Below are 275 nucleotides of genomic sequence, written 5' to 3'. Positions count from 1 at the left end.
GGTTATGGTGGTGTTGTCATAACATTCAAATCTTAATTCAACAACATGCATTATTTTTTCGCCTTTATTTTATGCTTTTCGAGCTGTTCTAATCGAGAATTAAGGTTTTGGTAGGCTAGCTTTAATTGAGTCAGCTCTGCTTTTAGCTGATCAATTTCGGACTTAGCTTCATCTGGGACGATCGTTGGGGGCAATTTGTTCAGACTGGGGATCTTCTCTACTGAGCTAGTATCCATCGCCCTAAATTGCTGCAGGCCCTGGATCAGTATGGGCAT

The 275-nt window shown here is 41.5% G+C and carries 1 protein-coding gene; it reads right to left on the bottom strand.

The genetic code is table 11. The annotated features are described in order from the left end of the window. Positions 1–50 precede the first annotated feature (50 nt). Positions 51–275 (bottom strand): hypothetical protein (locus tag MTCD1_RS21950; protein WP_088569014.1); only part of this gene is annotated, 225 nt, incomplete at its 5' end.

This window comes from Colwellia marinimaniae (assembly GCF_002207865.1).
GTDB classification, from domain to species: Bacteria; Pseudomonadota; Gammaproteobacteria; order Enterobacterales; family Alteromonadaceae; genus Colwellia; species Colwellia marinimaniae.
Note: the sequence above shows the minus strand (reverse complement) of the source record. Positions and strands in the feature narration are given on the sequence as shown.